Origin of the sequence: Micromonospora narathiwatensis, assembly GCF_900089605.1 — a bacterium.
GTDB classification, from domain to species: Bacteria; Actinomycetota; Actinomycetes; order Mycobacteriales; family Micromonosporaceae; genus Micromonospora; species Micromonospora narathiwatensis.
In genome coordinates this window covers 611280-636596 of record NZ_LT594324.1, presented here as the reverse complement: position 1 = coordinate 636596, position 25317 = coordinate 611280, and the positions used below count along the sequence as shown (strand labels likewise).

Annotated in this window: 28 protein-coding genes and 3 pseudogenes; 14 read left to right on the top strand and 17 right to left on the bottom strand. The window is 70.6% G+C overall.

Annotated elements, in window-relative coordinates; genetic code table 11:
- The first annotated feature begins 71 nt into the window (after nt 1-71).
- Nucleotides 72-1046: a glycoside hydrolase family 88 protein gene (locus GA0070621_RS02890; RefSeq protein ID WP_167666537.1), complete on the top strand. Its 975-nt coding sequence runs from the start codon at nt 72-74 to the stop codon at nt 1044-1046.
- Between the two features lie 13 nt (nt 1047-1059).
- Here GA0070621_RS02890 and GA0070621_RS02885 read toward each other — a convergent pair whose 3' ends face one another.
- Nucleotides 1060-1569: a mycothiol transferase gene (locus GA0070621_RS02885; protein ID WP_091191351.1), complete on the bottom strand. Its 510-nt coding sequence runs from the start codon at nt 1567-1569 to the stop codon at nt 1060-1062.
- A gap of 97 nt (nt 1570-1666) precedes the next feature.
- On the opposite strand from GA0070621_RS02885, the gene GA0070621_RS02880 reads away from it, so the two are divergent.
- Complete coding sequence (locus tag GA0070621_RS02880; RefSeq protein WP_091191350.1) at nt 1667-2182, top strand: 2'-5' RNA ligase family protein; 516 nt, start codon at nt 1667-1669, stop codon at nt 2180-2182.
- 3 nt (nt 2183-2185) lie between these two features.
- Here GA0070621_RS02880 and GA0070621_RS02875 read toward each other — a convergent pair whose 3' ends face one another.
- Entirely contained in the window at nt 2186-2641 is a 456-nt protein-coding gene (locus GA0070621_RS02875) for a GNAT family N-acetyltransferase (RefSeq protein WP_167666536.1), read from the bottom strand.
- Nucleotides 2642-2885: 244 nt separating this feature from the next.
- On the opposite strand from GA0070621_RS02875, the gene GA0070621_RS02870 reads away from it, so the two are divergent.
- The 4 genes from GA0070621_RS02870 (at nt 2886) to pip (ending at nt 7262) form a co-directional block, all read left to right on the top strand.
- Nucleotides 2886-3986 carry a glycoside hydrolase family 26 protein gene (locus GA0070621_RS02870; RefSeq protein WP_091191348.1) on the top strand — a complete coding sequence of 367 codons (1101 nt, stop codon included), beginning with the start codon at nt 2886-2888 and terminating at the stop codon, nt 3984-3986.
- A 237-nt stretch (nt 3987-4223) separates the two neighbouring features.
- On the top strand, nt 4224-5702 hold the full coding sequence (locus GA0070621_RS02865; protein WP_091191347.1) for a hypothetical protein: 1479 nt from the start codon (nt 4224-4226) through the stop codon (nt 5700-5702).
- 169 nt (nt 5703-5871) lie between these two features.
- A complete protein-coding gene (locus GA0070621_RS02860) occupies nt 5872-6246 on the top strand; it encodes a hypothetical protein (protein ID WP_091201920.1) in 375 nt (124 codons plus the stop codon).
- Between the two features lie 50 nt (nt 6247-6296).
- Nucleotides 6297-7262, top strand: a complete 966-nt coding sequence (gene pip, locus GA0070621_RS02855; protein WP_091191345.1) for a prolyl aminopeptidase — start codon at nt 6297-6299, stop codon at nt 7260-7262.
- 28 nt (nt 7263-7290) lie between these two features.
- Here pip and GA0070621_RS02850 read toward each other — a convergent pair whose 3' ends face one another.
- Nucleotides 7291-8061, bottom strand: coding sequence for a hypothetical protein (locus tag GA0070621_RS02850; RefSeq protein ID WP_091191344.1), 771 nt, complete (start codon nt 8059-8061; stop codon nt 7291-7293).
- 157 nt (nt 8062-8218) lie between these two features.
- Here GA0070621_RS02850 and GA0070621_RS02845 point away from each other — a divergent pair, with 157 nt between their 5' ends.
- Together GA0070621_RS02845 and GA0070621_RS02840 are read left to right on the top strand one after the other, a co-directional pair.
- Nucleotides 8219-9052, top strand: coding sequence for a metallophosphoesterase family protein (locus tag GA0070621_RS02845; RefSeq protein ID WP_091201918.1), 834 nt, complete (start codon nt 8219-8221; stop codon nt 9050-9052).
- Nucleotides 9049-9720 (top strand): 4'-phosphopantetheinyl transferase family protein, encoded by a 672-nt coding sequence (locus tag GA0070621_RS02840; RefSeq protein ID WP_091191342.1) that lies wholly within the window; start codon nt 9049-9051, stop codon nt 9718-9720. Before GA0070621_RS02845 ends, GA0070621_RS02840 begins: the two co-directional genes overlap by 4 nt.
- 18 nt (nt 9721-9738) lie before the next feature.
- On the opposite strand, the gene GA0070621_RS02835 is transcribed toward GA0070621_RS02840, so the two are convergent.
- Together GA0070621_RS02835 and GA0070621_RS02830 are read right to left on the bottom strand one after the other, a co-directional pair.
- On the bottom strand, nt 9739-10155 hold the full coding sequence (locus GA0070621_RS02835; protein WP_091191340.1) for a hypothetical protein: 417 nt from the start codon (nt 10153-10155) through the stop codon (nt 9739-9741).
- Between the two features lie 57 nt (nt 10156-10212).
- On the bottom strand, nt 10213-11223 hold the full coding sequence (locus GA0070621_RS02830; RefSeq protein ID WP_167666533.1) for a DUF5954 family protein: 1011 nt from the start codon (nt 11221-11223) through the stop codon (nt 10213-10215).
- Between the two features lie 618 nt (nt 11224-11841).
- Here GA0070621_RS02830 and GA0070621_RS02820 point away from each other — a divergent pair.
- Nucleotides 11842-12204, top strand: a complete 363-nt coding sequence (locus tag GA0070621_RS02820; RefSeq protein ID WP_157739809.1) for a hypothetical protein — start codon at nt 11842-11844, stop codon at nt 12202-12204.
- A gap of 837 nt (nt 12205-13041) precedes the next feature.
- Here GA0070621_RS02820 and GA0070621_RS02815 read toward each other — a convergent pair.
- The 6 genes from GA0070621_RS02815 to GA0070621_RS02790 form a co-directional block, all read right to left on the bottom strand.
- Nucleotides 13042-13260 carry a TM2 domain-containing protein gene (locus tag GA0070621_RS02815; RefSeq protein ID WP_091191335.1) on the bottom strand — a complete coding sequence of 73 codons (219 nt, stop codon included), beginning with the start codon at nt 13258-13260 and terminating at the stop codon, nt 13042-13044.
- Between the two features lie 422 nt (nt 13261-13682).
- Complete coding sequence (locus GA0070621_RS02810; RefSeq protein ID WP_091191333.1) at nt 13683-14144, bottom strand: hypothetical protein; 462 nt, start codon at nt 14142-14144, stop codon at nt 13683-13685.
- Nucleotides 14145-14615: 471 nt separating this feature from the next.
- Nucleotides 14616-14924, bottom strand: a complete 309-nt coding sequence (locus tag GA0070621_RS02805) for a hypothetical protein (RefSeq protein ID WP_091191331.1) — start codon at nt 14922-14924, stop codon at nt 14616-14618.
- Nucleotides 14921-15349 (bottom strand): hypothetical protein, encoded by a 429-nt coding sequence (locus tag GA0070621_RS31160; RefSeq protein ID WP_407940331.1) that lies wholly within the window; start codon nt 15347-15349, stop codon nt 14921-14923. Before GA0070621_RS31160 ends, GA0070621_RS02805 begins: the two co-directional genes overlap by 4 nt.
- Nucleotides 15324-15569, bottom strand: coding sequence for a hypothetical protein (locus GA0070621_RS02795; protein WP_091191329.1), 246 nt, complete (start codon nt 15567-15569; stop codon nt 15324-15326). Before GA0070621_RS02795 ends, GA0070621_RS31160 begins: the two co-directional genes overlap by 26 nt.
- 182 nt (nt 15570-15751) lie before the next feature.
- Nucleotides 15752-16903 (bottom strand): helix-turn-helix domain-containing protein, encoded by a 1152-nt coding sequence (locus tag GA0070621_RS02790; RefSeq protein ID WP_091191328.1) that lies wholly within the window; start codon nt 16901-16903, stop codon nt 15752-15754.
- Between the two features lie 555 nt (nt 16904-17458).
- On the opposite strand from GA0070621_RS02790, the gene GA0070621_RS02785 reads away from it, so the two are divergent.
- The 3 genes and pseudogenes from GA0070621_RS02785 (at nt 17459) to GA0070621_RS29335 (ending at nt 18953) form a co-directional block, all read left to right on the top strand.
- On the top strand, nt 17459-17848 hold the full coding sequence (locus GA0070621_RS02785) for a hypothetical protein (RefSeq protein WP_091191326.1): 390 nt from the start codon (nt 17459-17461) through the stop codon (nt 17846-17848).
- Between the two features lie 21 nt (nt 17849-17869).
- Nucleotides 17870-18061: pseudogene (locus GA0070621_RS02780) on the top strand (site-specific integrase); the annotation flags it as partial.
- A gap of 241 nt (nt 18062-18302) precedes the next feature.
- A complete protein-coding gene (locus GA0070621_RS29335; RefSeq protein WP_157739808.1) occupies nt 18303-18953 on the top strand; it encodes a hypothetical protein in 651 nt (216 codons plus the stop codon).
- 22 nt (nt 18954-18975) lie between these two features.
- Here GA0070621_RS29335 and GA0070621_RS02770 read toward each other — a convergent pair whose 3' ends face one another.
- Nucleotides 18976-19248 (bottom strand): hypothetical protein, encoded by a 273-nt coding sequence (locus GA0070621_RS02770; RefSeq protein WP_091191323.1) that lies wholly within the window; start codon nt 19246-19248, stop codon nt 18976-18978.
- A 299-nt stretch (nt 19249-19547) separates the two neighbouring features.
- Between GA0070621_RS02770 and GA0070621_RS02765 the strand changes: the two genes are divergently transcribed.
- Both GA0070621_RS02765 and GA0070621_RS02760 read left to right on the top strand, forming a co-directional pair.
- Nucleotides 19548-19997: an IS110 family transposase gene (locus GA0070621_RS02765; protein ID WP_167666530.1), complete on the top strand. Its 450-nt coding sequence runs from the start codon at nt 19548-19550 to the stop codon at nt 19995-19997.
- A 161-nt stretch (nt 19998-20158) separates the two neighbouring features.
- Nucleotides 20159-20485 carry a hypothetical protein gene (locus GA0070621_RS02760; RefSeq protein WP_091191321.1) on the top strand — a complete coding sequence of 109 codons (327 nt, stop codon included), beginning with the start codon at nt 20159-20161 and terminating at the stop codon, nt 20483-20485.
- A 189-nt stretch (nt 20486-20674) separates the two neighbouring features.
- Here the strand turns inward: GA0070621_RS02760 and GA0070621_RS30270 are convergent.
- The 5 genes and pseudogenes from GA0070621_RS30270 to GA0070621_RS02725 form a co-directional block, all read right to left on the bottom strand.
- Nucleotides 20675-21108: pseudogene (locus tag GA0070621_RS30270) on the bottom strand (DUF4279 domain-containing protein).
- Between the two features lie 76 nt (nt 21109-21184).
- Nucleotides 21185-21733: a hypothetical protein gene (locus GA0070621_RS02750; RefSeq protein ID WP_167666529.1), complete on the bottom strand. Its 549-nt coding sequence runs from the start codon at nt 21731-21733 to the stop codon at nt 21185-21187.
- Nucleotides 21734-21832: 99 nt separating this feature from the next.
- Nucleotides 21833-22807 (bottom strand): hypothetical protein, encoded by a 975-nt coding sequence (locus tag GA0070621_RS02745; RefSeq protein WP_091191318.1) that lies wholly within the window; start codon nt 22805-22807, stop codon nt 21833-21835.
- A gap of 1002 nt (nt 22808-23809) precedes the next feature.
- Nucleotides 23810-24449, bottom strand: a pseudogene (locus GA0070621_RS02730) (DUF7003 family protein).
- 107 nt (nt 24450-24556) lie between these two features.
- Nucleotides 24557-25222, bottom strand: a complete 666-nt coding sequence (locus GA0070621_RS02725) for a phosphotransferase (RefSeq protein WP_167666527.1) — start codon at nt 25220-25222, stop codon at nt 24557-24559.
- Between the last annotated feature and the right edge of the window lie 95 nt (nt 25223-25317).

The following is a 25317-nucleotide window of genomic DNA, read 5'->3' as shown; positions in this document are numbered from 1 at the left end:
CACCCGATCCGGGTGATCCGGGCTTGCCCTGCCGACGACGGACGGGTACGGGATGGGGCGGAGGGATGCGAATGACACGGAACGCGACGACCGACCGGGTGCTGACCGCGCTGCTGGCCATGCAGCGCCAGTCCTGGGAGCAGGGGGTGACCGGGCACGCCCTGCTCGACCTGGGCCTGGACGAGCTGGCCGTGCTGGTCGCCGACGCGGCGGTGACCCGGCAGCACCCGGACGGCCGGCTCGGCGACGTCTCGGGCGAGGCCGGCGCGGTCAACGGCGCCGCCTGCGGCGAGGCGGTCCGGCACGCCGCCTCGACCGACGCGGATCCGCGCTGGTCGGCGGCCCTGGCGGCGCAGCTCGACTGGCTGGTGGCGCGGGCGCCCCGGGCCGCCGACGGCACCCTGTTCCACCTGCTCGACAACCGTCAGGTCTGGCCGGACACCGTGTACATGGTGGTGCCGCTGCTCGCCGTGCTGGGCCGGACCGACCTCGCCGCCGGGCAGGTCGCCGGGCACCGCCGCCGGCTGTACGACGAGCGCACCGGCCTCTACGCGGCGCGGTGGGACGAGGATCGGGGCGAGCTGGACCGGGCGGAACACTGGGGCACCGGCAACGGCTGGGTGGTCGCCGGGATCGCCCGGGCGCTGCGCCTCGCGCCGGACTGGCCGACCGGGCTGCGCGACGAACTGGCCGGGCACGCCCGGGCGGTGCTGGACGCCTGCCTGGCCCACCGCGCCGACGACGGGCTGTTCCACGACGTGCTCGACGACCCCGGCACGTTCCGCGAGGCGAACACCGCGCAGATGCTGGCGTACGCGGCGCTGACCGGGGTGGCGGACGGTTGGCTGCCGGCGACCTGGTTGGACGTCGGCGCGGACCTGCTGGCCGCCGCGGGCCGGCGGATCGACCGGTACGGGCGGGTGACCGGGGTGAGCGGGGCGCCCGACTTCGCGGGGCCGGGCACCTCGCCCGAGGCGCAGGCGTTCCACCTGCTCGGGCACGCCGCACTGGCCCGGGCCCGAGCGGCGGTCAGCCCCGCCGGATGAGCCCGAGCGGCGGTCAGCCCCGCTCGATGAGCCCGCGCACGTACCCGGCCTGACCGACGTGCTGAAGGTCGTCCGCCAGCACGCTCACCAACCGGACGCCGAGGGTGACCGGCGGGTCCCAGTTCCGGTCGACCACCCGGTCCAGGTCGGCGGGGCGCAGCCCGCGCAGGTACGCCCGGGTCCGGTCGACCACCGCCCGGTGGTAGTCGACGAGCACCTGGCCGCTCTCCGGGCGTACCGCGGCTATCTGGTCGGGGCCGTGCCCGAAGCCGGTGTCGTCCGGGTCGGGTTCGAGCCCCAGCCGGCCCGCCCAGTCGCCGGTGGCCCAGAGCTGCGCCTCCCCCAGCACGCCGGCGACGTGGTGGTCCTGGATCCGGGTCAGGTGCCAGACCAGCCAGCCGACCGGGTTCGCCCCGGCCGCCGGGGCCTGGCGGAGCTGCTCCGGGCTCAGCCCGGCGACGGCCGACTCCACCAGATCGGGCAGCCGGCCGTACGCGTCGGTCAGCAGGTCGTTCACGTCCACAGTTCCACGCTCCTCCGTCGGTGCCGTCCGGGCGGTTCGGTGCATCCGGGCAGTACCGCCCACCGGGCCGGGCAAACCTCACCTCTAGGGTGATCGAGTGGTCGCGGCGCTGGAGCTGTATCTCGACACCGACGCCACCCGGCGGATCCGGGTGTTGTGGGACGCGTTGGAGTCCGAGGGCGTGCAGAGCATGCGGTCGCTGCTGGAGCAGCGGCACCGGCCGCACGTCTCGCTCGCGGTGGCGCCGCGCTTCGACCCGGACCGGGTGGCCGAGGCGCTCGCCGGGATGGTGGTGGCGGCCCCGCTGCGGCTGGAGTTCCAGCACGCCGGCCAGTTCGTCGGTCGGGTCCTCTGGCTCGGGCCGGCGCCCACCGCCGAACTGCTGGCCCACCACGCCGAGGTGCACCGCCGGCTGGCCCGGGCCGGCATCGGCCTGGTCGAGCACTACCAGCCGGGGCGCTGGGTGCCGCACTGCACGCTCTCCATGCGGGTGCCGAACCCGCTGATCGCCGCGGCGGTCCGCCGCTGCCTGGAGGTACTGCCGCTGACCGCGACCGTGGTCGGGGCATCGGTCACCGATCACGCCCGCGGCATCTCGCACCCGCTGCCGTGAGGCTCAGCGCACCCCGAAGTCGACGATGAAGGTCGGGTACTCGGGCTGCGGGCAGGGCTCGCCGCGCAGGCCGAGCCGCTCGTAGAAGGGCGCCGCCCGCTCCCGGTGGGCCTGCCACTCCAGGTAGCGGGCCCGCCCGGCCGCCCACTCCGACGCCGCGGCGAGCAGGGCCCGCCCCACGCCGCGCCGGCGCCGGTCGGGGCGTACGTAGAGGTCGTGCAGGCGGGCGGTCCGGTGCGCGTCGCCGGAGCGCAGGTGCGGGCCGTGGTCCTGGGCGGCGGCGTACCCGGTCAGCCCGTCGGCGTCCGCCGCGCCGAGCAGCGCCCAGCGTGGGTCGGCGAGCAGGCGCAGGAAGCGCTCCCGGTGGGTCTCGGCTGGTTCGTCGCCGACGCCCATGTCGCGCAGCATCGGCCACAGTTGCGGCCAGTCTCCGGCGGTCAGCTCCCGTACGGTCGTCACGCCGGCCAGGATGCGGGCCGCGAGCGACTCCGGGCCAGCCGATTTCCGGGCCAGCCGATTTCCGGGCCGGCCGGGCCCGTCCGACGGCCCGGCAAACACGTGCAGAACTCGGGTCTTTCGCCATCTGCCGCCGCCGATGGCGATGCCGTCTCGCCGACGCAATCTGGTAAATACGCAGGTCAGGGCCATCCTGGCCACCCAGTGAGGTGCGGCCAGGAGCCCTGGAGCACACCCGGAGGCATCCATGGCCGCTCCCGTCATCCGTTCCGTGACCGCCGACCCCGCCGTTCTGCTCCCCGGGAAGTCCACCACCGTCGTGGTGGACGCCTACCATCCCGACTCACGACACCTGATCTTCCCCGGCCGGGTCGGTGAGCCCACCGGCACCGTCTGGGACACCTCGGTCCGGATCGACCTGGGCGTGCCGCTGACCGTCCAGCTCACCAGTGCCGCGCCCGGGGTGACCATCACACCGAGCGCCACCGACCCCAGCCGGTTCGCGGTGACCGTGCTGTCCGGCCCGGGCACGATCACCCTGACCGCCACGGTCCGGGACTCGGCCGGCCGGACCGCGACCGCCGCCACCACCGTGACCGTGCCGCTGCTGGTCGGGATGAGCACCGAGAAGGGGGCTCCGACCCAGCAGATCGTCGCCAACTACCCCAACATCCGCTACATGCGGGACTACGGGGTGGACACCGACGGGGACAAGCTGCCGGAGCTGCCCCCGCTGAACGCCGGCAAGTTCGTCGACGCGCCGTCGGCCGTGATGCACGTGTCGTGGAAGGACAACGTCGAGCAGCTCAGCACCTGGCTGAACGGGCTGACCCGGCCGGTCTACCTGACCTGGTACCACGAGCCGATGGGTGACGTGGCCCCCGCGACGTACCGGACCACGGCGGCCCGGGTGTCGCAGATCGTGGCCGCGCACCCGAACCGGAAGTGGGTGCTCGGACACGGGCCGATCGTCACCCGGTACTGGCTGGACGAGGGGAAGGGCAACCCGACCGACTGGGGCTACCCGGGCATGACCCACTACGGCGTGGACTGCTACTCGCGGGACACCGCGAGCTACTGGCCTGCGTCGCGGATCTTCGGGACGGCCTTCAACAAGGTACGGGCGGCGTATCCGACGATCCGACTGCTGGTGCCCGAGTACGGGCTGGTCCGTACCACCGCCGACACCACCGGGACGGGCCGGGCGCAGGCGATGAGGGACCACGTCACCTGGCTGCGCCAGCAGCCCTACGTGGACGCGATCGCGTACTGGAACAACTGGGCCGAGTTCCAGTTGGGCTACCCGTCGCCGGAGGCGACGGCCTGGCGGGACCTCCAGGCCGGTTGACAGTCAACTCGGAAGGACAGGGCCCCTGATCCCCGGCCCGCCCGATCCGGCCCCACCGCCGGCCCCGGGCCGGCCGGCCGCCCCGGGGCCCCGACCGGGGCGTTCGCCGGCCTCGGCGACGAGGGGCCGGGGCGGGGCAGGGCCCGCGCGGCGACGACGGTACCGTTGCGCCTCATCATGCCCTGCCGGGCGGTCATCCCGCCGGCCCGGCGCTGGCGAACTGACGGAGGATGGCGTATGTCCAACGGCGAGGAACCGTTCGCATCCCACGACGACGTGTCCGCACGGCCGCGGTTCGACCCGGTGCTGCGCGGCTACGACAAACGCCAGGTGGACCGGTACGTCCAGCAGATGGACGGCGAGCTGTCCGCGCTGACGGCCGACCGGGACCGGGCGTACGCGCAGGCGCGGGAGCTGACCGCGCAGATGCAGCGGACCCAGGCCGAGGCGGCGGAGCTGCGGCAGCGCCCCGCGCAGGTGGACCGGGCGTCCTTCCGGGACCTCGGGCCGATGGTCGACCAGATCCTCGACCTGGCAGAGAAGCAGGCCGGGCAGATCAGCGAGGCCGCCACCAAGCGCGCCGCCGAGCTCCAGGCCCAGGCGGAGAAGGTGCTGGCCTCGGCGCGGGAGGAGGCCGCCCGGGAGCTGCGGGAACTGGACGAGGAGCTGTCGACGCGCCGCGCCGAGCAGGAGAAGGCGCACGAGGAGCAGCGGGCCACCGCGCACGCGGAACTCACCTCGATCCGGGAGCTGGCCGAGAAGCTGCGGGCCGAGGGGCAGGCCGCCCACGAACGGGCGCAGCAGGAGGCGAAGCGGATCACCGAGCAGAGCACCCAGCAGGTCGAGCAGGCCCGCTCCGCGTCCGAGGCGCTGGTGAAGGCGGCCCGTACCCAGATCCAGCAGGAGGTGCAGGCCAACCGGAGCAAGGCCCAGCAGGAGCTGGCCCAGTGGCAGGCCACCATGGCCCGCGAGCTGGACGAGCGGCGGGCCGCCGCCGAGCAGGAGCTGGCCGACCGGGCCAGCGCCGCCGAGCGGGACATCGCCGCGCTGGTCGCCGAGGCCCAGCAGTACGCCACCGAGGTCCGCGAGCGCGCCGACGAGGAGACGGCGGCGCACCAGGAGCGGCTGTCCACGGTGCAGCAGGAGATCCAGCAGCGGCAGGAGACCGTCACGCAGCTCCGGGCCGAGCTGGAGACCGTCGGTCAGCAGCTCGAACGCAGCCGCCAGGAGATCACCACGATCGAGCAGGAGGGGGCCGCGCTGGAGGAGCGCCTGGTCGAGGTACGCCGGGAACTGGCCGCCGAGACCAAGCGGCTGGACGACGCCCGGCGGGCGGCGGACCTCGCCGAGCAGCACGCCAAGGAGACCCGCGCCCGGGTGCAGCGGGAGGCGAAGCGGGTCGCCGACCTGGCCGCGGCGGCGGTGATGGCGGCCGCGGCGGGCGGGGCCGAGACCGCCGAGTACCCGCAGGTGGCCCGGCCCGCCACCGAGCCCGCGGACCACGGCTCGGCCGACCGGGCGCTCACGGAGCGGCTCGCGGACGCCGTCCCGGACCGCTCTGCCGGCGCCTCGGCGGGCGAGCGGGTGGCACTGGAAGGCCCCAGCTTCGACGCGTTCGCGGTGCGTACGCCGGCGCCACGCTCCACCCCGGACTCCGAGCATGCGGCCGAGGAGCCGGCGGCTGGCCCCGGCACCGGCATTCCGGCCAACGCCTGAGGGCGGCACCGCTCCTGACCGGCGCCCACCCGGGTGCCGGTCAGGAACCGGCCGCCACCCGGGTGCCGTACGCCGTTCCCATCATCACGCCGACCTTGCCCCGGACCTCGGCGCATGCAAATATGTGGATCATTATGCGTGTGGCTGGAACTTCGGGGAGTTGATCGACATGCGGAAGTTGTCCTCGGTCGCGGCGGCGGTCACCCTGACGGTGGGCTGCACCGGCGTGGCGGTGACCAGCGTGGCCGCCCCGGCCAGCGCGAGTTGCAGCCACTCCCACAGCAACATCGACACCGCGGGCGGCCAGCTCATCAACGGCAGCAACGTCAACATCCGCACCGGCCCGCACACCTCCTGCCCCTCGCTCGGGTTCGGGCAGCTCAGCCACAACGTCGACTTCTGGTGCTACACCTCCGGCGACCGGGCCACCGCGAACGGCTACACCACCTACAGCTGGACGTACCTGAAGGATCTCACCACCGGCGTGTCCGGCTGGGTCGCCGACGCCCTGCTGAAGAACCTCGGCAGCAACGTCGCCTGCTGACCGTCGGCCGTGTGCGCAGGGCTGGCGGCGGCCGGGCAGGATGGGTCGTCATGGACGAGCTGCCCATGTACCCGCCGATCGAGCCGTACGCCACCCACCGGATCGCCGTCGGCGACGGACACGACCTGTACGTGGAGGAGGTGGGCCGGCCGGACGGCGTACCGGTGGTCTTCCTGCACGGCGGGCCCGGCGGCGGCCTGGTGCCGGCGGCACGGCGGTTCTTCGACCCGGACCGCTACCGGGTCGTGCTGTTCGACCAGCGCGGCGCGGGCCGGAGCACCCCGTTCGGCGAGCTGCGCGCCAACACCACCTGGCACCTGGTCGACGACATCGAGGTGATCCGCGAGCGGCTCGGCATCGACGCCTGGCTGGTGTTCGGCGGCTCGTGGGGCGTCACCCTCGGCCTGGCGTACGCGCAGACCCACCCGGACCGGGTCACCGGCCTGATCCTGCGCGGCGTGCTGCTGCTGCGGCGCAGTGAGCGGGACTGGTTCTACCAGGGCGGCCTGCGCCACCTCCAGCCGGACGAGTGGGACCGGTTCGTCGCCCCGATCCCGGCGGCGGAGCGGGACGACGTGCTCGGCGCGTACCACCGGCGGCTGCACGGTCCCGACGACGCCGAGGCCCGGGCCTGCGCGGCGGCGTGGGGGCGCTGGGAGGCGATCAACTCCGCGCTGCGCCCCGCCCCCGACACGCTCGCCCACTTCACCGACGAAGAGCAGGCGCTGCCGATCGCGCGCATCCTGTCCCACTACGCGGTGCACGGCGGCTTCCTCACCGGCGACACGCAGCTCCTCGACGGGGTGGACCGGATCCGCCACCTCCCCGCCGTGATCATCAACGGCCGCTACGACCTCTGCTGCCCACCGGCGTCCGCGTACGACCTGGCGCGGCGCTGGCCCGAGGCGGAGCTGCGGATCGTGCCCGACGCCGGCCACTCCGCCGCCGAACCCGGCATCGCCCGGGAACTGCTGCGCGCCACCGACCGCTTCGCCGACCTGCTCACCGCCCGATAGGCGCACCGGCCGACGCCCGGCTCGCCCGTCAGCCGTCCGCCGGGGCGGTCAACAGGCCCCGGATGGCGGCGGCGATCACCGGATCCACCGGGAACCGGTCCGCCAGCCAGCCCAGCGTCACCCGGGCCGCCGCCCGGTTGTCCCGGTAGCCGGGCACCATCCCGGCCAGCGGCAGCACCTCCGGCGGGTACGCCTGCTCGACCCGGCGACTCGGGTCGAACGGGTCCCGCCGGTGCGCCACGTCCGGGGCGGTGAGCCGCAGCAACGCCAGCACCCGGTCCACCGCGTACGACTGGATGAACCGCGACGCGCTGAGCCGCTCCCCGCGCAGCTCGCGGTGCAGGCCGACGTAGAGGTTGGTGAGCGCCTCGTTGAGGTGGAACTCGACCGTGTCGTACGGGGTGGCGGGGCGGGGCGGCGGCCCGCACTCGGCCAGCCCGGCGGGCGCGTCGGGCCGCTGCCACACCACCCGCGCGCCGGTGAACGGCAGCCGGGCCAGCTCGTCGACGGTGAAGACGGCGTACTCGGCGAAGATCCCGTCGGCGTAGAGCACCTTCCGGCCGTGGCGTTCGTTGGCGAAGCTGTACGCCACCGGGCAGGGCGCGGCCAGCCAGTCGAGCGACTCGACGTAGCGGGGCACCGCGCCGTCCGCGACGACGAGGAAGAAGTCCAGGTCGGAGTGGGCGTCCAGCCGGTCGTACGCGGTGCCGGCCGAGCCGAGGCCGAGCAGCGCCACGGTGTCCGGCCGGGTGGCGAGATGGGCGGCGAGGTCGTCGAGTCGACGCAGCATCGGGTGCATACCGTCGTCCCTTCCGTGAAGAGTCGACGTTTCATCCCGTACAGCCCTGCACGCCGCCGGGGTCGCGACACCGATGCCGTTCATCCTGCCCCGGCTGACCCCTGTCGCTCAAGCGCCCGCCTATCCATTCGCGAGCGGCAATGGCAAGATCGACCGGGTGACGGGTTCGCTGTTCGCGGTCAGTGACCTCCATGTGTCGTACGCCGAGAACCGCCGGATCGTGGCCGGTCTGCGGCCGGAGACGGCCGACGACTGGCTGATCGTGGCCGGCGACGTGGGCGAACTGTTCGGGGCCGTCGAGGAGACGTTGCGCCAGCTCCGCGACCGGTTCGCCACGGTGGTCTGGGTGCCCGGCAACCACGAGCTGTGGACGCACCCGGCCGACCCGGTGACGCTGCGCGGCCGGGACCGCTACGACGCCCTGGTCCGGATGTGCCGGGACAACGGCGTGCTGACCCCCGAGGACGACTACCCGGTGTGGCACGGCGAGGGTGGCCCGGTCACCGTCGCGCCGCTGTTCCAGCTCTACGACTACTCGTTCCGCGCCCCCGGCACCAGCACCAAGGAGGAGTCGCTGCGGCGGGCGTACGACGCCGGGGTGGTCTGCACCGACGAGATGCTGTTGCACCCCGACCCGTACCCGGACCGGGAGTCCTGGTGCTGGGCCCGGCTCGCCGAGACCGAACGCCGGCTGGCCGCGACCGACCCGGCGCTACCGACCGTGCTGGTCAGCCACTGGCCGTTGGTCCGCGAGCCGACGGACGTGCTCTGGTATCCGGAGTTCGCCCAGTGGTGCGGCACCGAACGCACCGCCGACTGGCACGTCCGGCACCGCGCGGTCGTGGCCGTCTACGGGCACCTGCACATCCCGCGCACCACCCATTACGACGGGGTGCGCTTCGAGGAGGTGTCGCTGGGCTACCCCCGCGAGTGGGGCCGCCGGGGCGGCGAACCGAAGCCGATGCGGCGGATCCTCGGGGCGGCGTCGTGATCGGGTCACTGCTGCCACCGTCGGTGGTGACCGTCGAGGCGTTCGCGGACCTGCCCGGCGAGTCGCCGTACCCCGGCGAGGAGGACCTGGTCGCGAGGGCCGTCGAGGGCCGCCGCCGCGAGTTCGTCACCGCCCGCCGCTGCGCCCGGGAGGCCCTCGGCCGTCTCGGGTACGCCCCGGCCCCGATCCTCCCCGGGCCGAAGCGGGAGCCGCTGTGGCCGGCGGGCGTGGTCGGCAGCATCACCCACTGCGCCGGCTACCGGGCCGCCGCGGTCGCCCGGGACACCGCGCTGGCGAGCCTCGGCATCGACGCCGAGCCGCACGGCGTGCTGCCGGACGGGGTGGGCGAGGCGGTGACCGTCGCCGGCGAGCCGGACCTGCTGCGCCGGCTGGCCCACGCCGACCCGTCGACGCACTGGGACCGGCTGCTGTTCAGCGCGAAGGAGTCGGTCTACAAGGCGTGGTACCCGGTGACCGGGCGCTGGCTCGGCTTCGAGGACGCGGAGCTGTCCATCGACCCCGCGTCGCGCCGCTTCACCGCCCGACTGCTGGTCGACGGCACCCGTACGGACGGTGGGCCGCCGCTGACCGCGCTGCACGGCCGCTACCTGGTCGCCGACGGCCTGGTCGTCACGGCCGTCGCGCTGCCGCTGCCGGAGTTGCCCTGACGACTGCCCCCGGGCGGGTCAGTCCACCGGGGACGGTCCACGATGCGGTGGACCCGCGGTGCTGACCGGCGCACCGTGCGCCTTGATCTCCTCGCCCCACCGGCGGACCAACAGGTCGGCGTCGGTCCTCCCCCGTACGCGGACGGCCCGCTCGTGCCCGCCGCCCGGCGGGCCGCCGGTGACCGGGTAGGCGACCACGGGCCAGGTGCCGCTCACCGCACGCCACGGCCACACCACGGCGGTCGCCAGGAGGGCCGCCGCCCAGAGGACCCCGAGTATCGTCGCCACGAGCACCATCCCGGCTATGGCCAGCCAGTCGTCGGCACCCATGAGTGCGCCCATCCACTCGGGAAGCCGTGGGATGAAGGCGAGGCGTCGCCGCCCCACCCGCCACACGTCCCACGACCCGTCGGCGCTGCGCGCGATGACCTTCACGTCTGCACGGCCCGGGTCGGCATCAACCGGGGAGCGAGCGGCACGCGGGTCCTCGAATCACGGATGCTCCTCCTGCGGCGTGTCGGGGTCGGGCAGGAGGCCCTGTGCGCGGAGCTGGGCGAAGTGGGCCTCGGGCGGCGGGTCGGGGTCGGGGTCGGACGGGCGCGGCCCTTCCGGCCCGTCCGACGAGAAGCGCAGCAGGGTCTCGATCCGGGTGATCCGGAACCGGCGGCCGAGCACGCTGACCTCGTCGGCGCGGCTGGCCTCCAGGTCGTCGGCGGCCTGCCGGTACGCGGCAGCCTCGTCCTCGCTGGGGTTGCCGGTACGCGGGATGAGCCACCGGAAGTCGAACATGATCGACTCGCGGGCCTCCTGCGCGGTGGCGACCGCCCGGCTGGACGGCTGCCACGCCCCGGCCACGTATTCGGCCACCGCGTAGCGGGTGGGCAGGAGCACCCCGTTCGGGTGGGAGCGGACGGCGGCGACGCTCTGCGCGTACACGTCGGCGGGCACGGTGGCGCGGGGGTAGTGCGCGGGCAGCAGTTCGACCTTCAACACGGCTTCGGCGACGCCGGTGGGTGCGTCCGGGTCGACGATCACGTCGTCGCCGCCGAGGAAGCTCTCGTACCTGTCGGCCTCGCGGGGATCGGGGTCGGTGGGTCGGGGCGGCTCGGGCCCGTCCGGTCCGAACCGGGCGAACGTGTCCGCGCGGACGATCCGGTGCCGTCGGCCGGCCACGGTCACCTCGTCGACCTTCTCCCAGTCCAGCACCTGCCCCGTCGCGGTCAGCTCGGCCGCCAGGTCGGGATCGGCGGTGTCGGCGAGTTGTTCGCGCAACCGGCTGGCCAGGGTGTCCCTGGCCTGCTGCGGCGCGTCGTCGACCAGGGCGTGCACCTGCCACCGCCCGTCGCCCAGGTCGACCGCGTGGCCGAACAGCGGCGCCCCGACCCGCAGATTCGGGTACGCCCCGGCGCGTCGGGCGGCGTCGTCCTCGGTCACCGCGTTCACCGGGTCGTCCCGCCGCTCGATCCGAATCACCGCACCCGGCGGCTGCTCACCGTTGTCCACAACACTGCATTCTGTAGCGGCGTCACTCCGAACGCCAGACGGCCACGCCCGCCGGTGGTGGTCGAGCCGGCCTCCGCGCCTTGTCGAACCCGGGTACGCCGCTCGGCGTTGGTGGCGCACCCGCTCGACGCCGTCAGCCCTCGGCGTTGGGCTGGAAGGTGCCGCACCGGACCCACCGGATGTGGCCGGTCTGCGAGTCGATGGCGATCTCAACACGCCTGATGGCTGCCGGATTCGCCGCATGATCCGACTTCCCCGCAGGAGACCCGCAAACCGCCACTGGATCGAGCTGCGGGAATCCCGCCGGCTCCCCGGTGAGCGAACCCAGACCCAGCGCCACCACGATCAGGATGGACCAGGGACGGGAGCGGCGTCCGGGCGAGGAACTGGGCGGGGCGTCCAGGTCGATAACGTGCACACCGCACCCTAGCGCCCCGTTTCGTTCCCGATCAGCGACCGACGGGCGACCCGTCAGGGCGGCGACAGCTCCTGCGGCGCACCGGCATCGAGGGCGCCCGCCCTCAGCGTGTCCCCCGGTCCGGCTCGGCTGGCGCTGGTTGCTGGCGGCGCCCCTGCGGCACCTGCATGCGGTACGGCGGCCAGGTAGTGTCCTGCCCCATGCGAGCGACTGTCCGCGCCTCGACGGCTGCCGTGGCAGTCATCTTCGGCTTTCTCTCGGGGTCGTACATCTCGCACGCCGGTGGCTCACCCGGCCGCGCTCTTACGGCCGCCCTCATGATGGCCGTAGTGCTCAGCGGTACGGGATTGGCGATCGGTGTGCCGCTCGGCGTCGTCAACGACGGACCGTGGGTGAAGCGCGGCCTCGCGCTCATGCTCGCCTCATACTGCGTCAGTGGGTTGCTGAACTCCCCGTTCCGCAGCCTGGTTGTGGACCTCCTGTTTCTCACCGTCTCCTTCGCACCGGCGTGCATCTTCGCCCCGATGGGGTTTGCCACCGGCCAGCGGAATGACAAGAGATAGCTGAGCCACGACCGCTTCGATATTAAGGAGCGGCCGCCGCTCGGCCCGCTGCCGCAGCGGCGGACGTCACCGTCGCCGACGTCCCCGCCTGTCCACGCGTTAGTCACCCCAACGCGACTCGCGCCTGGAGTCGCTGGACAACAGTAAACTCGGCTGATGGCGTCAGTAATCCAGGTCGTGGGCGTCGTCGGTCTTATCGGGGTCCTGGTCACCGTGGTGGTCCTCGCCTCGATTTCCTCCTGGAAGTCACGGCATCGCCGAGCAGACGATGACGCCGGGGGCTTCCCGCTCAGCCCTCCACTGGATGGCGGCAGCGGCGGCGACACGGGTGATGGCAGCTGCTAAAGGTCGAAGCGGAACTGCCGGCTAGCCTCCCGGCTCGGTTTGGCTGGCACGGTTGCTGCACTTCGCTGCTGTACGGCCGGCGGCCTGAACATCTCCGGTGAACGCGCTTCATGCATCTCAGAGGGAGGTTGGGGTCTGGGGCGCTGCCCCAGGGCCTGCGATCGGCGACGTGCTGGCCGTCGGCACCCAACGTGACGCCTCTCGAAGAAGATTTCGGGGGCCGTCTTCCTGCCGGATCGCTGGACCTGACGTCGAGATGCCGGGCGGCCCTTGTGCCACTGATGCGGGCCACGTCCCGCCGGCCTTCGATCGCACCGGCCGCAGCGCCGGTCCCCTGAATCCGCTGAGCGGCGTTCCCGCCGTCCACGACGGCCCGGATTCGCACACCTCCACAGGTGGGGGCAGCCAGACGCAAGGAATCATTGGTAGATCATCCAACGACGACGCCCCGCCCACCGAGCGGTGGGCGGGGCGTCGTCGGGTGACTGGGAGTCAGACGGCCACCGGCATCGCCACAGCCGCGGCCGCGTTGACCTTCCGCACCTGGCTCGGCAGCGTGAACAGGTCGATCCACAAGCCGACCGTCAGCCAGCCGAACGTGAGCAGCATCGACACGCCTCGGCCGGTCTTGCCGAGGTAGAACTGGTGGACGCCGAGCGCGCCGAGGAAGAACCACAGCAGGTAGGCGGTGCCGACCGACTTGGGCTGCATAGTGAGGAAACCTCCATTGAGGGTTGAGACAACCGGTCGATGGTCTGCCAGTGGATGACCGGCGGGAATCCACCGACGGGTCAGGGGTCTGCGGCGTTCCGCCGAGGATCGCAGTGGCCCTTCGCCGGCGCAGGCAGCGCCCCCGACCGGTCTGGTGATGGGGACCCTGTCTCACTTCCTGTCTCGCTACGGGATGCAGCAGGTCGCGAGTGTTTCGAACCCACCTCCTCCACGCCACCCCGCCACTACCGAGTTGGAACGCTTGCACGATCGCTGCGTAGGGAAAGAGCTGGTGACGCGTTGGTGGAACAACAGCGGGCGTGACGTTGGCTCGCAAGAGTTCGAGTGCCTGGCTGCCCACTCAAGCAAAACCCTGCTGGGGCCGGTCCGAGGACCGGCCCCAGCAGGGTCAGGCTGCGGCGTCAGCTGCCGCAGTTGTCGTACCTGTCCCGGCCGCCGAAATAGTAGTTCGAGGCGTCCACCATGTAACCCTCGTACCTTACGCAGCGGCCGGCCGCTTTGTACCTCACCGCGGCGTAGTACTTGTAGTCGCCGTAGTCATTGAAGAAACCCTCCACGGCGTAGATAAAGAGATTCGCGCCCACCCGCGTATTCTGGCCGACCCAGATCCGCTTGATCGTGGCGACGCAGTTGTAGCCGGTCGCGCTGTTGTACATCAGGTAGACGTCGCCGATCGTCTCGGCGCCGTGCTTGATCGCCCGGTGCCCGTCGCTCACGACAGTCCAGGAGCCGCCGAAGTCGTTGGCGCAGGCGCTGGGCCCGGTGTAGGGATTGGCTGCTGCCTGGGCCGGCGCAGCGGAGATCCCGACTACCACCGCAGCCGACGTGACCAGGACCGCTAGCCTTTGCGCAAACTTACGCATTTGCCCTCCTTTGTCTTAGGGATGCGGCTTCATGCTAGCTCTCTACTTTGGAAGCTGATCATGGGGGCGTCCCGCCAGCCGCGCCCGGCACTGGCCAGTCGCACCGGCCCGACGGCGTTGGCGAACTGGTGCTCGACACTCGGCCCACGCCCTCCACCTTCGGCACTGGGCGGGCTGAGCTCGTCAACTCGGCGCAGCACTCGCGCCACTGCTGCCGCATCTCGTCGTGGCGGATCTCAACGCTGAACCTCTACACGCACCGATACGGCGGAAGAGATAAACGCATCCGCGACACGTCCGCTGACGATCCGCTGACTTCCAACGACAACTAGCGATGCAATCAGCAAGAGGCACCCTCTCGCGAGGGTGCCTCTTGTTCGCTATTTCGATGGTGGGCGATTCTGGGATCGAACCAGTGACCTCTTCGGTGTGAACTCTCGGCAAGCCGGTCGGATCGGGCTCGATGCGAGGTCAAACGGCCTGCTGAGGCGCTTCCCGGCCCGGTTCGGCCGGCACGGTTGCTGTACTTCGCTGCTGTACTGCTGGCGTGGACTGGTCGACCTCCCTGGACCATCCGAGGAAGCGGCGGTGCAGCACGCCGGCCGGCGTGCAGGGCATGTCCTCGGTGGCTTGGACGAGATAGCCGCCGAGGTAGAGGGCCAACGACACCGGAGCGTCCGCGTACTCGGCCCGTAGCTCCCGCTTCCGGGTCGCGCAGGGCCAGGGCAGACCGCAGCCTCCGCAGCTCCAGATCGGCATGACCGGGCCGTGGGTGGTCATCGGACACCGCCCAGGAACCAGGCGGTGATCGTCCGGGCCTGCCGGCTGGTCGCCCAATCCACCTGCCAGCACGGGTACGGAGTCAGCCGCGACCACCACGCGCGGCAGCCGGCGCACATGCCGTCAAGCCCTCGGACGTGGACCGCAAGAATCACCTGCTCCTGCTCGTCGTTCATTCGGTGTCCCCGTGCGGCCAGTGACCCCGGTTGATCGGAATCCGGTGCCGGGTATGGCAGGGCAAGTCGCCGCCGCATCGGCAGATACGCCGCCAGTTCCGCCATGACCAGACCGGCCGGTGCCGTCGGGCGAGGGTCAGGGCGGTTACGAGCAGATACTCGTCGTACGAGACGCGCCGCCGGCCTGGAGTCGACATGGCAGGAGAGCCAGCCCCCGCCGGGCTCACCGGTGGCCCCTCGTTCCGTCACCGGTGCGCTGATCCAGCGCCGTCGGCACGTAGGGCCCTGCCTGGGTCGGCTTGCGGCGCCTTTGCGTGTCCCCTAACTGCTTCGCCTGGTCGAGCAGCCGCCGCTTCGCCGCCGCCTGCTCGGCGGCCTGGTGGCACTGGCCTGTGCCCGGTGGCGGAGGCGAGTCCGGCCGCCGCAGCAGCCACCGCATGATGTCGCGCAGCTCGGACCAGATCGCCACAGGTTCCGCCTCCCTCGTCGTGGTGGGAGGGTGGCGACGGCAGCGCAGATGTCAGGCGTCGCGCTCGGGTTGACACCGCCGCCACCCGGCGGACACGGCTGGCACAGCGCGTGCTTCCTGCCGTCGTGTCCTGATCGGAACGCTATGGACGGCACGGTGCGTGATGGCACACCTACGCACCACTACTGGCTGGAGACCCCCATGCGCTCGCACAGGCCCCGCAGCTCCGCGGAGACGAGCCCTCGGCGCAGCAGCCCACGCGCGATCTCTCGCGCCGCTGTCGACGACCGGGTGTGCTGCGGGCCAACCCGTTCGGCCGCCAGCAGCATCCGCACCGCGTCTCGCTCCCGTTCAGCCGCGACCATCGCGCGGGCCATGTCCAGCCAGAAGTACACCTGCCGCACCGCCGGCAGCTCCGCGACGGCCACCCCGGCAGCGGTCAGCAACGCCTCCTGCGGGCACCCGGTGTCGAGCTGGTAGGCCATCCGCCACAACGCCACGTTGCTCGGCCCCCACGCCAGGTCCCAGTTCGTCGTCTCCCCGGTGTGCGCGGCGATCCGCGCCGCCTCGCCGAGATGATCCTCGGCCGCAGTCTGGTCCTTCATGCCAGCGAGGTGATGCGCACGGGCCAGGTGCAGGAAGCCGAGCACATCCAACGCCGTGTCGGCACCGCTGCCCTCCAGGTCCGCCCCGGCCCGATCGCAATAGGCCAGGGCGGGACCGTACGCGCCGGTGTATGCCGACACCCGGGCCCGGTTCGCCGCCGCCACCCCCACCGCAACCGGATCGTCGAGCAGGTGCGCCGCCTGGGCACACCGCTCGGCGGCCAACCAGGCGTGGGCCGAATAGCCCACGTTCAGCAACGAACCCATCGCCACCCCGTACACCGGCACCATCAACCGGTACGCCGCCCGCTGATCGGTCACGCCGTGCAGGACCGGCAGGAGGTCTACCAGCCGACGCAGGGCACCCGCGTAGTCACACCGGCCGTACAGATCCCGCACCAACACGGATTCCCGAGCCGCCTGCTCCACACTGGCAGCCCCGACGACCGGCGGCCCGTCGAACGGATACGCCATCATCGCCCGCCACACCCGTTCGGCGTCGATACGCGCGCCATCGAGCTGCCGATCAGCAGGCGTGTACGGCTGCCCCGTGAGATCGAAGACCGAGCATTCCAGGGCGGCGGCCAGGTCGACCACCATGTACCGATCCGTGCGCTGAACACCACGCTCGATACGCGACCACGTCGTATGTGAGATACCCGCGCGACTCGCGGCATACCGGATGCTCCAGCCACGCAACTCGCGACGGGCCCTGATGCGATCGCCCACCGATGGATCAGCAGGTATGGCTCGGCGAGGCACAGCGATCCCCTCGGACAGCGGTCAGATGCGGCGGGCCACCAAGCACGACTACCGGCAACCATGCCGCCACCGACGGTACCCCTCTATTGACGGTGCTTCACAGACCGCCGCCGGGCGACAGGCCACGGAGCCAAGCGCCAGCGGCTTCGCCTGCTGTACTCATAGGTTGAAGCGGAACTTAGACGGCCTCTCCCGTGACCTGCGGCGACCTCGCGGCACGGCCGAACTTCCTCGCTGGTCACGTGGCGATCCTTGAGGTGTGCACGCTCAGCTTGGGAATCGTATTGATCCACTTGAGTGGTGCTAGCTGGCACTGAGTGCAGAGAGCGAGACGGCCAAGCTGTATGACGGCCGCCGTTGGCCGATATTGACCGCTGCATCGGGCACGGATCGGGTGCGGTCCATCCCGCCTTGGGGCCCTCATCGCGGAAACGCCGCCACCACCCGCCGGCCACCCCGGGCGGTGTGCGGAACCACGCCGGGCCAGACCGACGTCCAACCCACATGAGGAACGAAGGAATCATGGCGCTGGCCGCCACGCTGCTTCTGGCCGGCTGTACGGCCCAGCCAACCCCGCCGTCCGTACCACCGGCCGAGCCGAGCACGCAAGACTGCGGAACACTCATCCTCAGCCAAGGCCAGAAGGTGCCAGCCTCCGCGGTGCAATGCGTCATCGAGGCCGCCGGTGCCCGGCAACCGGCCCGACTGGCCATCACACGTCCCACCACCGAAGGCGACCCCATCACCACTAACTATGCGGTTACAGTTGACGGGCAGGTAGAGGTGACCACCGACGCCCGGGCTGACCGGTTCGGCTCCGGGCACGTGGAGCGCCAAACCTGCACAGGGCCGACCGTCCAGGACGCCCAGTGGCTGAGCTTCGCCACCTGCTCCAGCCCTGAGCTTGTCTGAAGCGTGCCCTCCATCGTGCGACGTCCGATCACCGTTCACGACGCGCGGCGTACCTGCGCCACGTTGCTGGCCGACCTCGACGTCCACCCGAGAGTCGCCATGCAGGTCCTCCTGCACGCCCGCTTCTCGGTGACGATGGAGATCTACACCCAGGTATCGACGAAGGCGACCAGAGACGCCCTCAAACGCCTCGGCGAATCCCTCGCACAATGACCGGGCTGCTGTACAAAGCTGCTGTACGACAGCAGAAAGGCCACCTCCCGAACCCGGGAAGTGGCCTTTGACCTGCGTGGACCATACTTGGCAGAATCCGAACCGCGTCCCAGCAGCTCACGGGCCTGTAGTAGCCGTCTCGCCGGTTCGGCGTCGCACCGCGCGCCACCGATGATGGCACGGCCGCAGGGCCAAACATGCCTCCAACGCGGTCATCCGCAGCCGGTCGGCCTTACGGGCGATGACCTTCATCTGGTCGCTGTGGCGTAGCCACAGGCGCGCCTCGGCACGCAGCGTCTCGGTGGCCGGACCGAGTCGCGCCCCGGTTTCGGTAGCGACCCTGATCGCCGCACGGCGTGCCCGAGCGATCTTGCCGAACTGTGTACCTGGCCTCAAGCCGTTACGGTCGACAGGTGCCGGCGATTCAAACCGCCGAACCCGCCGTCACGCAGGCCGCCGCCCGACCGGCGATCGCCTGGCGGGTCGTGGCGCCGCTCGCCGTCCTGCTCGCCACTGGCCGGCCTACGTCGCCCAGATCTCCCAGGCGGCCGCCGATCTACCCCCGGACGAACGGGCGCGGGCGATCGTCCTCACCGCCAACTACGGCGAGGCCGGCGCCCTCGACCGATACGGGCCCACCGACCTCCCAGACGTGTACAGCGGACACAACGAACTCTGGTTCCGCGGCCAACCGCCGGAGACCGCAACCGTGGTCGTGGCCGTGGGCTACGCCGACGGGCTCGATGACCTCTTCGGCTCGTGCGTCAAAGCTGTCGACGTCGACAACGGCGTCGACATCCCCAACGAGGAGCAGGACAACGACGTACGGGTCTGCCGCGACCCCATCGAATCCTGGGCGACGCTCTGGCCCAAGCTGCGCCCCTACAGCTGAGCCGACGCCGTGTCCTCGATAGTCAGGACTTCGACAGGAGTACGGCGAAGAGCACCAGCGCGGCCAATCCCAGCCCGGCGACGACCACGGCGGTGATGACCCGCCGGCGTTCCCGTCGACGCTTGAACGCCCGAATCGCCGCTCGCCCTTCCGCGGTGTCCCGCCGCCAGGCGGGGTCGAGCTTCGCCGTGCCGGCGGCGATCTCGTCCTGGACCCGCTGCACGTCGTCGGCATGGTAGACGTCATTGCTGATCTGTCCCGACGTGAGCGCCGTGACGACCTGCCGGACCCGCACCGGGCTGCCGTACTGGCGGGGTCTGTATCGCTAACGGCACCTCTCTGTGTCAAGGCGTTGGCAGCAGAGAGGACTCCAACTTGTTGAATTGGTGGCGGAGATCAGGGTCTGCAGCCATGATCTCCGAGGTTGTGGTCGGGGCCGCTCGGGAAACACCTGCCGCCCACGGGCTGGCCCTCGAACGGCCTGCGCCCCGGCCACAACCGCCGGCGAGAGTGGCTCGAGAGAGGTCTGTTTAGCCCGAAGTTGGTCTGCCCTCCTCGCCGGAACCCCCTATCCGGTTCCGCAAGGAGAAGCCCGTGCCCCCGGCCCCGCCCTCAGCATCTGCTCCGGTCGTCATTGCGATCGATCCCCACAAGGCTTCCTGGACCGCCGTCGCGGTGGACAACCGACTCCAGCCCCTGGCCGCGATCCGCGTCGAGGTCAACCGCGACGGCTACCGGCAACTGCGTCGCTTCGCCGGCCGTTGGCCGCACGCGACCTGGGCGGTTGAAGGCGCTACCGGCCTTGGCGCCGCGCTGACCGCCAGACTGACCGCCGACCACATCGACGTGGTCGACGTGCCTGCGAAGCTAGCCCGCCGCGTGCGGATGCTCTCGACGGGGCACGGCCGCAAAACCGACCAGGCCGACGCGCTGTCAGTCGGAATCGCCGCGCACACCGCGACCCGACCCAACACCGCAGTCATCTATGAAAACCTCGCCACCCTCCGACGCGCTTCACGTGCTGCAGCAGTCCGCATCGCTTGAGAAGCTCGCTGCCAACCTGCAGACAATCGTGGTCAGCACGGGGAAGTAAACCATCAGGTCCACGCCGGCGTACTGATCTGCCGCGCAGAGTACATCCTGGCCACAACCGAAGCGTCGGGCACGGCGGCTGCCATGGTTCCCGCCTGATGGATCATGTCGTCATGGCAGACATCGTCGAGATCCACGTCCCGCTCGCACCGACTCCGGACACCGCGCCCGACGTCTATCCGGTTGCCTGGATCGACCAGGTCGAGGACTTCCTGATCGAGCTGGAGGACGAAGGTGCGGTCGAGGTGTACGACGAAGGCGAAGAGTACGGCGACGTCTACATCTTCTTCATCACCGGGGCGAACGAGGCCAGCCTGCTGGCCGCCGCTTCCCGGGTAGCGACACTCGACAGCGTGCCGGCCGGCGCCTTCGCCATGGTCACCGACGAGAGAGCACCAGAACTCGGGATGGGCCGACGGGTCGACCTGCCGCTGTCCTGACCTGCCGCTCAGCCGATCCCGGCCCGACGGCCCCTCAGGGCGTACGGCCAGAGTCGGGCAAGAGCCGGTAGCCGCATCTCCCGCCGACCAGGCGTCACAGTCCGGTCAGCCCGCGCCAGTGCCGAGGGGCTGCCGCAGCCAGCATGTCTGGGACACGTTGTACTCCGCGCTCCGGGTGCTTCGGCACAGTCAGTCGTAGGCGTACTCGTCGATGTCCAGCTCGGCGCCCGCGAGCTGCAGGAACTCGAGCGTCCGCCGGTCAAGGTGCCAGCCCAGCAGCTGATGCTGTCCGGGCAGCTTCTCCAGCCCGTCATCCGGCCCGGACAGGTCTTCCGGTTCGCCCGCAGGATCCTCGAAAATCCGCACGACTTGAAGGACGGCCGATCCGGGACCGCCGTCTGTCTGGTCGAGTTCTGCCGCGAGAATGCCGATCTGCGGCGCGTGCACGAACAAGCGATCAACGATGTGTGCCATCTGCTCATCAACGGTCATTCCAGGCGTTCGGCAGACCACCTTCCAGCAGTGCGCCGCCGGATCACGGGATCAGCCGGGCGGCGGCTGCCTCGGACCACGGCTTCGTCCGGGTCGATCCCCAGGCGGGCGGTGATCGCCGATGCGGGCATGCTTGTTGATTTCAGCGCGAAGTAGACGTATTGGGAGATCAACACCGGGCGACCCGATCCGGAAGCTCTGCGGCTGTCATCGGTCCGGCTTGCCTCGGCCGTCCGCCATGATGATCTCCGGGCGCAGCAGTTCCTCGTCACAAGCCAGCGACTCACCGGCCGAAACGAAGGTAAGCAGCCTCAATGGCGCGTTGTTGGCCGCGGCAGCTGCCATCTTGTGGTGTCCGTCGAGCAGGAAGTGGAACAGGCCCCAGTGCCGTTCCCGCCTGAACCAGGGGCCTTCGATGTCGAGCAGCCCGAAGGCGACGGCCGTCGGTCGGCCAGGCGCCTGGGAGTGCCTCGCTACGACATCGGCGTCCAACTCGGTCGGGTCGCCCATCGGGACGGCGAACTCGAACAGTTCGTCATGGTCGCCAGCAGCAAGGCGATCGAGTCGGTAGTAGCTCGCGTTGGCAGGGTCAACGGAGTACTCGAACTCCCCGTTGCGCCAGCCGGCCGGCCCGTCGAAAGCGAAGTAGTCGTCCGTTGAGCCCGGCGCGACCAGCGTCGGCAGCGTGTCGAGGAGCATCACCTGGTAGTCAGCGCGCGGCAACTGGGCAGCGAAAGCGACCAGGCCGTTCACCATCCTCGGCCTCACAACATGATCATGAAACGGCCGTGGCCCGGTACACGTACCGCCATACCCCATTGACCTTCAAGTACGTCTCGTCTGAGCGCGGTCCGGCTATGCGGTCACCGCGCCGTCTGCGCGCGCCTTCGAGCGGCCCTCTCGTAATTCGAGGTACCAGCCGAACGTGGCGACCAGACCGAGAAGAGCACCACACGCGAACGCGACAGTCGCGGCGGCCTTCAGACCGGCGTCGATTTCGTCAGTGATGCCGAACATGCCGGAGACAACGCCGCCGCCGATGATCGCGAACAGCCAGAATAGCGAACCGATGAGCGCGGGTGCGTGTAGAGGAAGGATCGCACCGCGCGGGATCGGCCACAGGGCCGCCGCTACGCCCCACAACGGTCCGAGTACGACGGCGGCGGTCAGAATGGGATCGGTCAGCGGGCGCAACGCTCCGCCGAACGGGGCCAGGACGAAGAAGCAGGCGTCGAGGAAGACCAACATGGTCATCCCGACGATCCAGCCGATAGCGGCGAAGACTCCCGCCCGCCTGAACTCCGTGTCCTGCTCGCCAGACCGCGGGCGCCGAACGGGCTTCGTGGTCGAGGCAGGCGCAGCTGTCACGAGCGCGGGTGCCGTGGTCGGCGTGCCGGTGGCGTTCTCCATGCGCGGGCGCGACTCGCTAAGCATGACCACGTGCCACACGACGGCGGCGAAGACCGAGGTGGCGAGCCAGGTGATCGTGATACCGGGATGGTCGGGCGCAACCGGCTCGCCGGTCCGTCCCCATATCAGGGAAGAGGCAAGCCCGATGAGCGTCGCGACCACCGAGGCGGCGACCAGCGCGCGTCCGCCCTCGGCACGGCTGCGGGCCGGATCACGCACGTACAGCATCACCGACGTGAACACCGCCACGACGAACCAGATCGCATACCCCAACGGTGCGCTGGTCTCCAGAGTGCGGTGCAGCAGCCCGGCAAAGTCCGCAATCACAGTCAGCACGACACCGATGATGTCGAAGACCACAAAAACGACCAGGGCGATCGCGCCCTCGCGAACCCACGCCCACAGACGCTCGCTGGCCATTATCCGCTCCTGGTGTCAGACTCGCATCTGGCAACCTCAAGGCATGCCAGGTGTTCGAACATACCGGTTCGCTGACGGGCAGAAAGCGTTGGCGCGTCTCGGTTTCCGAACGGCGCAGAAGTGGACAGCCGCACGAAGGATGCCGGCTCGGTCACGTCCCGTCGTCGACTACCCGCCCGCCTGCGTACACGCTGCCCGGCCGCGGCCACCGCAGCGTGATCACCCGCGGAGCACTTGACCTGGCGCCGCTTCCCGACTGGCGATTCCAGCTGCTGGACCTGAACGCGCGTGGGCCAGCAGCGCCGCGCGGTGTCCGCGTCGACCACCACCAGCACCGCGGTCGCCGTGACCGACAGCGCGGGCAAGGACGGCATCGTCGCGGCCAGGATCAGCGGCGACAAGTCCATCTACGGCCAACCTCCGGTTGCTGGTCGATCCAGGAGAACGCATCCACCACGAGCGCCGGTGCCGGCCGCGACGTCCAGATCGCGAACAGCGTGGTGCTGGCCAGCGCACGGCTCACCGAAGCTGGCGGACAAGACAGTGATGGAACGCATCTGGCCAGGCTCTCCTCAGGTCACACCGTCGGCGAGGCGAGACCATGTGCTCGGGAATGGAACACGGCGGGCTCAGCTGGGGTGAGTCAGAGGTGAGCTCGAAGTTGCTGGTGTCGAGGACGTCGCCGAACCGGGGCAGGACGACGGCAAGGGCGTGTTCGTGTTCCGTCGTCGTCGTTGCGCTCATCGCGTCGGCTGCGAACACCATCTGGAAACGGATCCGCGAGTAGCGCGGTATCGCCGACCGATCTGCCGAGAACGTGCGTCCTGACTGGCACGGCCGAAGATTCGCATGGATGGGCCGTGCTTCCAGCCTGCGGTCGGACAGGAACCCCGCGCCCGTGTCGCCGCCTCGGACGCCCGGGAGGCGCTCAGGCCGCGCCGGGGGCGCAGATTCGCGCCGCCGGTGCGCGGTCCTCACTCTCCGGTAGGAGGTGAAGCAAAGCTACAGGCTCCCCGATTCTGGCCAGTTGGACCAGTGCGTGTTGGGCGGCAAGCTGGGCGCGTACCGGCTGACGTCGCCGGTCGCCAGGACATCGGCGATCTGTTGGAAGGTCTCAGACTCGCTGGGGCGTAGCCCGCTGGCCACGTCGGGGTGGTTCCACTGGTCCAGCCGCAGAACCTCCGGTAGGTCGGCTGGGATCCGGCGCCGTAGCTCTCCCTCATCGGCGAGGAGCAACTCACGATGACGCGGGACGAGCTGACGCAGTACGTCGACCAGATCCTCGCCCGGCTCGGCAGCAACAGCGATCGGCTGGCCGCGAACCACGACCGGCCCGCCCCGGTAGGTCTCCGGCTCGTCGGGGTCCTCTATCTGGTCCCAGTTGTCTACTCGTTCGTGAAAGTCACCGTTTTCGTAGCCAGGTTCGCCGCTGGTCAGGCAGACGCCGAATACGTGAAGCACGTCGACGACGTTGCCGGCCCGTGGCGAGTAGCCAACGGTCTCGACGATGAGGGCCCACCGCCTGGCATCGGTACCCATGCAGCCGAGCATCGACGGCGTAGTAGTGGCCGTGGCCGAGGTCCGGAAACAGAAACTCCCCGGCAGCGGCGTCGAGCTGTTCGATGACCTCAGCCGAGCGCACAACCGAGCAGTCTCATCAACCTCGGCTGCGACCCTAAGGCGTCCACATCCGCCGCAGGACCACGCGTCGCGCAGCGTCCTGTCCATCGATCGAAACGGCGCCCGGTTTCACGAATGCAGTGCGGCGATGAACGTCTCTTCGTTGGCCTCGGTGTGGGCGAGTTCGCGTTGGGTCCAGGCGAGCACATCCGAACAGCGTGCGCGCGGGATCGGGGATGAGCCGTCGTCGAGCATGACGCGCCAGAACGCTTCGTTGCGGTGCAGACGCTCACGGATGGCGGCTGGTAGCCGGTCGCGGTCGGTCGGGCTCAAGCCGTAGGCGTCCGCCAGGATCCGCACCTGGCGGGCCTGTTCTGCCGCGGGCCCCCGGTCGGGCCGCGACGAAATGCACCACGCCCACGCCATGTACCCCACGTCCTCCAACAGGTGCCCAGGCGCCGCGAAGTCAAAGTCGATGAACGCGACCGGCTGACCACCGCGGAAGACCGTGTTGTTCGGACCCGGGTCGTGATGGCAAACCACCTCCCCCCGCACGCCGGGCAACAAATCTCGTGTGGCGTCATGCAACCGTCGCAGCAGCATCGCCGCCCGGCCGACCTGGTCGTCGGTGAAACGCTGCCACCGTGGTGGAACGTCGCCGGGCACGAACGACAACACATCACGCCCGTCTTCGTCCCACCCCAGATGCTGAGGGCACCCCTCGAAACCCTTCACGGCGAGATGGGCCAACAGACGCGCCACGAAACGCGACGCCGGCGACGCCGGGCGGCGCACCGTGTCTCCAACCCGCACCACACCCGCTGTCAAACAACCCCCGGTCAAGGGATGCTCCACACCACGCCCAGTGCCCTGACCCACCTCGCGACCCT

Bases quoted from the DNA above. Each gene is read 5' to 3' on its own strand.
- GA0070621_RS02890 (WP_167666537.1), top strand. From the start codon at position 72: ATGACACGGAACGCGACGACCGACCGGGTGCTGACCGCGCTGCTGGCC.
- GA0070621_RS02870 (WP_091191348.1), top strand. From the start codon at position 2,886: ATGGCCGCTCCCGTCATCCGTTCCGTGACCGCCGACCCCGCCGTTCTG.
- GA0070621_RS02865 (WP_091191347.1), top strand. From the start codon at position 4,224: ATGTCCAACGGCGAGGAACCGTTCGCATCCCACGACGACGTGTCCGCA.
- GA0070621_RS02860 (WP_091201920.1), top strand. From the start codon at position 5,872: ATGCGGAAGTTGTCCTCGGTCGCGGCGGCGGTCACCCTGACGGTGGGC.
- pip (WP_091191345.1), top strand. From the start codon at position 6,297: ATGGACGAGCTGCCCATGTACCCGCCGATCGAGCCGTACGCCACCCAC.
- GA0070621_RS02850 (WP_091191344.1), bottom strand. From the start codon at position 8,061: ATGCACCCGATGCTGCGTCGACTCGACGACCTCGCCGCCCATCTCGCC.
- GA0070621_RS02820 (WP_157739809.1), top strand. From the start codon at position 11,842: ATGCGAGCGACTGTCCGCGCCTCGACGGCTGCCGTGGCAGTCATCTTC.
- GA0070621_RS02815 (WP_091191335.1), bottom strand. From the start codon at position 13,260: ATGCAGCCCAAGTCGGTCGGCACCGCCTACCTGCTGTGGTTCTTCCTC.
- GA0070621_RS02810 (WP_091191333.1), bottom strand. From the start codon at position 14,144: ATGCGTAAGTTTGCGCAAAGGCTAGCGGTCCTGGTCACGTCGGCTGCG.
- GA0070621_RS02805 (WP_091191331.1), bottom strand. From the start codon at position 14,924: ATGACCACCCACGGCCCGGTCATGCCGATCTGGAGCTGCGGAGGCTGC.
- GA0070621_RS02785 (WP_091191326.1), top strand. From the start codon at position 17,459: ATGGCGCTGGCCGCCACGCTGCTTCTGGCCGGCTGTACGGCCCAGCCA.
- GA0070621_RS29335 (WP_157739808.1), top strand. From the start codon at position 18,303: ATGACCTTCATCTGGTCGCTGTGGCGTAGCCACAGGCGCGCCTCGGCA.
- GA0070621_RS02760 (WP_091191321.1), top strand. From the start codon at position 20,159: ATGGCAGACATCGTCGAGATCCACGTCCCGCTCGCACCGACTCCGGAC.
- GA0070621_RS02750 (WP_167666529.1), bottom strand. From the start codon at position 21,733: ATGGTGAACGGCCTGGTCGCTTTCGCTGCCCAGTTGCCGCGCGCTGAC.
- GA0070621_RS02745 (WP_091191318.1), bottom strand. From the start codon at position 22,807: ATGGCCAGCGAGCGTCTGTGGGCGTGGGTTCGCGAGGGCGCGATCGCC.